The organism is Leptolyngbya sp. FACHB-711 (genome assembly GCF_014695615.1).
Classification (GTDB): Bacteria; Cyanobacteriota; Cyanobacteriia; order Elainellales; family Elainellaceae; genus Leptolyngbya_A.
In genome coordinates this window covers 1-5741 of record NZ_JACJOR010000081.1, presented here as the reverse complement: position 1 = coordinate 5741, position 5741 = coordinate 1, and the positions used below count along the sequence as shown (strand labels likewise).

Annotated in this window: 5 protein-coding genes and 2 pseudogenes; 3 read left to right on the top strand and 4 right to left on the bottom strand. The window is 51.1% G+C overall.

Features of this window, described 5'->3' with window-relative positions:
- Positions 1-364: 364 nt before the first annotated feature.
- Complete coding sequence (locus H6F80_RS02115) at positions 365-706, bottom strand: hypothetical protein (protein WP_190789964.1); 342 nt, start codon at positions 704-706, stop codon at positions 365-367.
- Between the two features lie 372 nt (positions 707-1078).
- A complete protein-coding gene (locus H6F80_RS02110; protein WP_190789963.1) occupies positions 1079-1810 on the bottom strand; it encodes an SDR family oxidoreductase in 732 nt (243 codons plus the stop codon).
- Between the two features lie 267 nt (positions 1811-2077).
- Between H6F80_RS02110 and H6F80_RS02105 the strand changes: the two genes are divergently transcribed.
- On the top strand, positions 2078-3247 hold the full coding sequence (locus H6F80_RS02105; protein ID WP_190789962.1) for a low temperature requirement protein A: 1170 nt from the start codon (positions 2078-2080) through the stop codon (positions 3245-3247).
- 117 nt (positions 3248-3364) lie between these two features.
- Here the strand turns inward: H6F80_RS02105 and H6F80_RS02100 are convergent, their stop codons facing one another.
- Entirely contained in the window at positions 3365-4069 is a 705-nt protein-coding gene (locus H6F80_RS02100; protein WP_190789961.1) for a pirin family protein, read from the bottom strand.
- A 190-nt stretch (positions 4070-4259) separates the two neighbouring features.
- Here H6F80_RS02100 and H6F80_RS02095 point away from each other — a divergent pair.
- Together H6F80_RS02095 and H6F80_RS02090 are read left to right on the top strand one after the other, a co-directional pair.
- A pseudogene (locus H6F80_RS02095) lies at positions 4260-5149 on the top strand (LysR family transcriptional regulator).
- Positions 5150-5215: 66 nt separating this feature from the next.
- Positions 5216-5521, top strand: a complete 306-nt coding sequence (locus H6F80_RS02090; RefSeq protein WP_190789960.1) for a DUF3288 family protein — start codon at positions 5216-5218, stop codon at positions 5519-5521.
- Between the two features lie 13 nt (positions 5522-5534).
- On the opposite strand, the pseudogene H6F80_RS02085 reads toward H6F80_RS02090, so the two are convergent.
- A pseudogene (locus H6F80_RS02085) lies at positions 5535-5741 on the bottom strand (RMD1 family protein); the annotation flags it as partial.

Genomic DNA, 5741 nt, shown 5'->3' with positions numbered 1-5741 from the left:
CCGCTCTGCACGCACCTGCTGCTGTGCCGGAAAGCGATTCACAGAGTTTGGATTCGCAGAATTTGGCGCAGAAACAGGCGATGTACTCAACGCCAGAATTTCACTGAGAGTTGGCAGATACCACTTATACACAACACTTTACCTATCTGACCGACGGCAAGAAACAGGCAGAGACACTGGACATTGAATGACACTGGGAAAGCTTGCCGAGAAGCCTGACGATAACGTGGGCTGTCCAGTTCAAAAGAATAATCTTTGTCCTGCTACTACGACGATACCGAGATTTCCGCGATCGAAACAACCTCATAACCGTACTCCTGAGGTCGCAATCTCCCCCCGTACTGTCATTTTGAAGAGCAGGAAGTTACAAAATTAACAGAATTAAAGAAAAAACCAGCAGCTTCAGTACGACTGAGAACAGTTGGCGTTTGGGTAATCCGATCGGTGGTCGTCTTACAAAGAGGACACAGCCGCCGCCTAAATGATCCTGTTCGGCGATCGCTACCTTCATCCAAGTAGCAGCCCGTTTCGTCGCTACCAATCCTGCCGACCCTGCTCCAATAATCAATCGGTCAAAATCAAGCCAAAATCGCAAAACATGAGCTGTCTTTGAATAATGCTTCCGATCGATCGCGCATATTTCACTTTTGTACTGCTTTGGTAAAACTGGATGATGCAAAATCTGATGGTGCAAAAACCGAATCATGCAAAACTCGATGTAGAGCTTGATGGTACAAAAACGAATGCAGAATTAATGCAAGATTGAAACGATATCCAAGGCTCCCTGATACGGCAATGCAAAGCGATTTGGTGTTGCTGCATCGGGGAATGGGCGTTGCTGAATTGGAGTATGATTAGCCTCCCTAGCCCCCCTAGCCCCCCAAAATTGGGGGGAACTGATCCTCAAAGTCCCCCAGAATTGGGGGATTTAGGGGGCGATGCAGGCTCTCAAGTTATGTCTTCATACTTCGATTCAGCAACGCCGGGGAATGAAGGGTTCAGGGTGACATCGTTAGGTAGTCCCCTAAAGGGGTCAATTCTGGGGGGTTGCGCCGGAAGAGCGAGTTTCGTTTGATTCCTACCACGGCAAAGGCTTACCATCTCGAAAAAAGCCGCCTGTGGGTCCGTCATTCGGCAACATCACCGCCCACACTACACTGGCTGCCCCATCTGTCACGGGTCGTCCGCCTGAACCTCCCATGTCTGTCGCCACCCAGCCCGGACAAATTGCATTTACCAAAATGCCAGCATCCTTTAGTTCTGCTGCTAGGGTACGAGTCAAGGCGTTGAGTGCCGCTTTCGAGACGCTATAAGCAGGGGTGCTCTTGCCCATACTGGCGATCGACCCGGCTTCGCTGGAAACATTGACAATGCGACCGTGCTGGCTACGACGAAGCAGGGGCACAAAGGCACTGCACATCCGCCAGGGTCCGAGCGTGTTGGTGTTGAATGCCTCCTGCACCGTATCAAGGTCAGCGGTGCTGGGCTGCTGCCAGGTATCATACAGAATGCCTGCGTTGTTCACCAGCACGTCTATCTTTCCAAACTCCTGGTCGACCTGAGCCGCAAGCTGAGCAATAGTGCCAGAATTTGTGACATCAAGCTGGCGCGGCAGCACTTGTAATCCTTCATCGCTCAATCTTGCGGCTGCCGTTTTGCCTTTTTGCGGGTCACGAGAACCGAGAATCACTGTCATCCCCTGCTGAGCAAGCTGACGAACAACTTCCAGTCCAATGCCCCGATTGGCTCCCGTGACAAGTGCGATGCCTCCTTCGGGAAACTGAAAATCAAGCGATCGAGCTTGGGTCATAGCTTTGCCTTTGGCTCAGGGCTATCCTGATTCTACTGATTTCCAAAATGGTTTCAAGCGATCGGCTATCCCAAGCTGTTCTTCTATCCTAAGAGGCTGTTTGGAAAGCGTTAAATGTTCTATAGTGCCCCCTAATTTGGCGACTTTAAAATGAGGAGGCGATGTTCTCCTCAATTAACGGACTGGGGGAAGGTACAGTTTAGGCAAAAGTTTAGATACAGCTCAAGCAAAATCCAGGCAAAATCTAAGCAAGATGAACTTAGGCAAATGAACCCAATTCCACGGCAATTACTGCAACTTTACGCTGGAGACCATAAAGGCAATCGAGAACGTCATGCGACCTGGCTAGAACTCTTTTTTGACCTCGTATTTGTCGTGGCGATCGCAGAACTCGCCCACCTGCTTCATGACCATCTCGATTGGGGCGGCATTGCCAGCTTTGCGATCCTGTTTATCCCGGTCTGGTGGCTATGGATTGACTTCAGCTACTATGCCGACCAATTTAATGTCGAGCAAGGCTTTTATCGCCTGATTATGCTGGGCATTATGTTTGGCATGATTGTGCTGGCGTTAACACTGCCAGAGGCATTACAGGTTGAGGGATCAGCCCAATTTGCCAGCGTTTATACAGCACTACGTCTGGTCATTGTTGGCTTATATTTCCAGGCGTGGCGGTTGGTGCCTCAATCGCGAGAATTAACAAAGCGGTACACGCTCAGCTTTTCGGTTGCGCTGGTGCTGTGGCTGGTGTCGATCGTCCTTCCTCCGCCGATTCGCTTTTTGCTCTGGGGTATTGCGCTGCTGATTGAAATCACGACAGGACCTATTACCTATGCCACGATTCGTTCTGTGCCCCAGCAGGTCTCGCACATGGATGAACGGTTTGGACTATTCGTGATCATTGTCCTGGGGGAAGCGATTATTGCAGTTGCCACCGGGGTTGCCGACCTTCAGTGGCGGTGGTACGAAGTGTTGACGGCGATCGCTGGATTTATTGCCGCCGTGAGTCTGTGGTGGATGTACTTTGAGCGAGCCGATGACTCTGTTATTCACTCAGCTTTGCGGGGTGATCGACGGGCGTTGATGCATGCGTATGTATATGGCTATAGCCATGTTTTTTTGTTCATGGGTATTGTGGCGATCGGGGTGGGAATTCAAGCGGCGATCGAGGCAGCAGCGGCAGCGGAAGGGCTATCTCCTGCGCTCTCTGTGATTTTGGGTGGCGGAGTGGCGTTGTATTTGCTGAGTTTGACGGCAGTTCAGTGGGCGACTCCACGCTCGCTTTCCAGGCGCATCATTTTGCTACGTGGAATCGCCGCGATCGCTTGTGCAGGGCTGGCAGGATTAGGCACTTTCCTCACGCCTTTCCTCATGGTGGGGTTACTTGCCCTCATTCTGATTGGACTGTCGCGGATCGAGTGCCTGCGCTCAAAATGAATTTTCAAGCATCCTACTTTTCAAGCATTCTCATGATGCGTCGGCTCCCAGTGTGAAGCTTGTCTTGAATAAACCCTGTCTTGAACGAACCTTGTCTTGAATTGCCGCATCAATTATCTACGCTGCCATATCAAACATCAGCACTTCTGCATTCGGGGTCGTTCCTCGCAGCATAATCAAGGGTTCATCTGCGATCGCTGCACCGTCGCCCGCAGCCAATTGCTGACCGTTTAACTCAACCGTTCCTCGCGCCACTTGTAACCAGGCAACTCGTCCATTCTCAAATTGATGGTTAACTTCATCGCCTTCGTGTAGTGTGGCAGCATACAAGTCAACATCCTGGTGAATCGTAATCGAGCCATTTCGACCATCCTGCGAACCAACCAAACGCAACTGACCCTGCTTTTCCGCAGTGGTAAAGGTTTTCTGTTCGTAGCCGGGTGCAATACTCTTACGCTCTGGCAAAATCCAGATTTGCAAAAAGTGAACTGGCTCAGTCTTAGAAGCGTTATATTCGCTGTGCAAAATGCCTGTTCCCGCAGACATCCGCTGCACATCTCCGGGACGAATCACCGATCCTGTACCAATGCTGTCTTTATGTTCTAATGCGCCTTCAAGAACATAGGAAATGATTTCCATATCGCGGTGTCCGTGGGTGGCAAACCCCTGACCGGGAGCAACTTTGTCTTCGTTGATCACACGCAGGTTTGCAAAGCTCGTGTGATTGGGGTCAAAGTATTCGCCAAAAGAGAAAGTATGGCGGCTATCAAGCCAACCAAAATTCGCGGCACCTCTAGCTTCGGCAGGTCGAAGGGTAATCATTTGTTTAATCTCCTGTGATAGGTCACGTCTCCTAGAATGGGTCTTCTGGAATGCGTGGAAAAGGATATCGCAAATCGTGGTTTTGATCGTCCTTTCCTTTTCGGCATACTATGATTATGAACTGAATCCAAATAAAAGACAATACATCATTTTATAAACGCACTGTATCCATTTACTCTACAATGTCAGCATGGATAAGTTTGATAGCCTGCGTGCCTTTACCCAAGTCGTGAACTCAGGTGGTTTTGCAGCGGCAGCTAGAGAAATGGGACTGTCGCGATCGGCGGTCAACAAGCTCGTCATTGCCCTGGAAAACGAATTGGGCGTGCAGCTTTTGCATCGCAGTACGCGCGTTGTCACTCCCACCGAAACCGGGCTGGCCTTTTACGAACGCTCTGTGGAAATTCTGGCGAGTCTAGAGGAAGCCGAGCGATCGATTACCCAGCTTCAAGCAGAACCCAAGGGACGACTGCGCGTGAATGCTCCCATGTCCTTCGGCACAATGCACCTCGCGCCTGCCCTGGCAAACTTTCTGGCGCAATATCCCGACCTTCAGGTGCAGCTCACCCTGAGCGATCGCTTTGTTGATCCGATCGAAGAAGGTTTTGATATCACCGTGCGAATTGCAGAACTCCAGGACAGCGCAAGTCTGATCGCGCATCGGCTCACTTTCGCCGAACGAGTTCTCTGTGCTGCCCCAGCCTACCTGGAAGCACATGGTATTCCCCAGTGTCCCGATGATCTACGCCATCATTCCTGCTTGCATTACGGGCAATTGGCGATCGAAAATCAGTGGACGCTTGTTGGACCAAACGGAGAACAAACCATGACGGTGCGCGGGGCACTGTGTTCTAACAATGGAGAAGTCCTGAGAGATGCGGCATTCGCGGGCTGGGCATTACCCTACTACCGACGTTTATCGTGTCGCAGGAGTTAGAGCAGGGAACGCTGAAGCAGATATTGCCCAACTATCACGCGCCTGAGCTTTCGATCTCGGTGCTTTATCCCGTTAATCGTCATTTGTCTACCAAAGTTCGGTTGCTGGTCGATTTTCTGCAGGAGCAATTTGCTCAGAGCTAGGCGTTCCAGCAGGAAATTCGGTAAGATTTGAGGGGCAATTTTCACCTCAATATTCCGCAGCAAACGATGGCAGACGCATCTCAAAAGAACACAGGGCAGAAAGACCAGCAGCATCCGCTCTGGAGTAGCGATCGGGCGATCGTCAATTCCCTACTGGACGCTGAGCCAACGGATTACAATCTAGCAGAACTGGCGCGGCTGCGAATTCGGTACAACGGGTTTCCGGGAGCAAGGGATATTCAGGCAGATCTCGAGCGTGCTCTAGAGCAGTGGTCGATGACCGAGGAAGAGCTGTTTACCCGGACACGCCAGATTCATCAAGTGGCGCAGGTCTATCGCGGCCGTGGCTCTCAGCGCGACGACTGGAGCTAGGCTGGGGCGATCGCTACTGAATCAACACGTCATAGACCGACAGCAGCACCTCAACCACAATCAGAACGACCACATACCACTCTACCCGTAAGCCCGTATTATGCTGAAGCAGCTCCAGCACGGTTTCTGCAGTTTGGGTAATCAGGTTGAGCTTGCGTTCAAGTGCCTGATGGCGTTCGCGAATCTCGTATTCATCTTCAAGACGGAGATACATTCTTTC

Coding starts and splice junctions, on each gene's coding strand:
- H6F80_RS02110 (WP_190789963.1), bottom strand. CDS start 1,810: ATGACCCAAGCTCGATCGCTTGATTTTCAGTTTCCCGAAGGAGGCATC.
- H6F80_RS02105 (WP_190789962.1), top strand. CDS start 2,078: ATGAACCCAATTCCACGGCAATTACTGCAACTTTACGCTGGAGACCAT.
- H6F80_RS02090 (WP_190789960.1), top strand. CDS start 5,216: ATGGCAGACGCATCTCAAAAGAACACAGGGCAGAAAGACCAGCAGCAT.
- H6F80_RS02100 (WP_190789961.1), bottom strand. CDS start 4,069: ATGATTACCCTTCGACCTGCCGAAGCTAGAGGTGCCGCGAATTTTGGT.
- H6F80_RS02115 (WP_190789964.1), bottom strand. CDS start 706: ATGATTCGGTTTTTGCACCATCAGATTTTGCATCATCCAGTTTTACCA.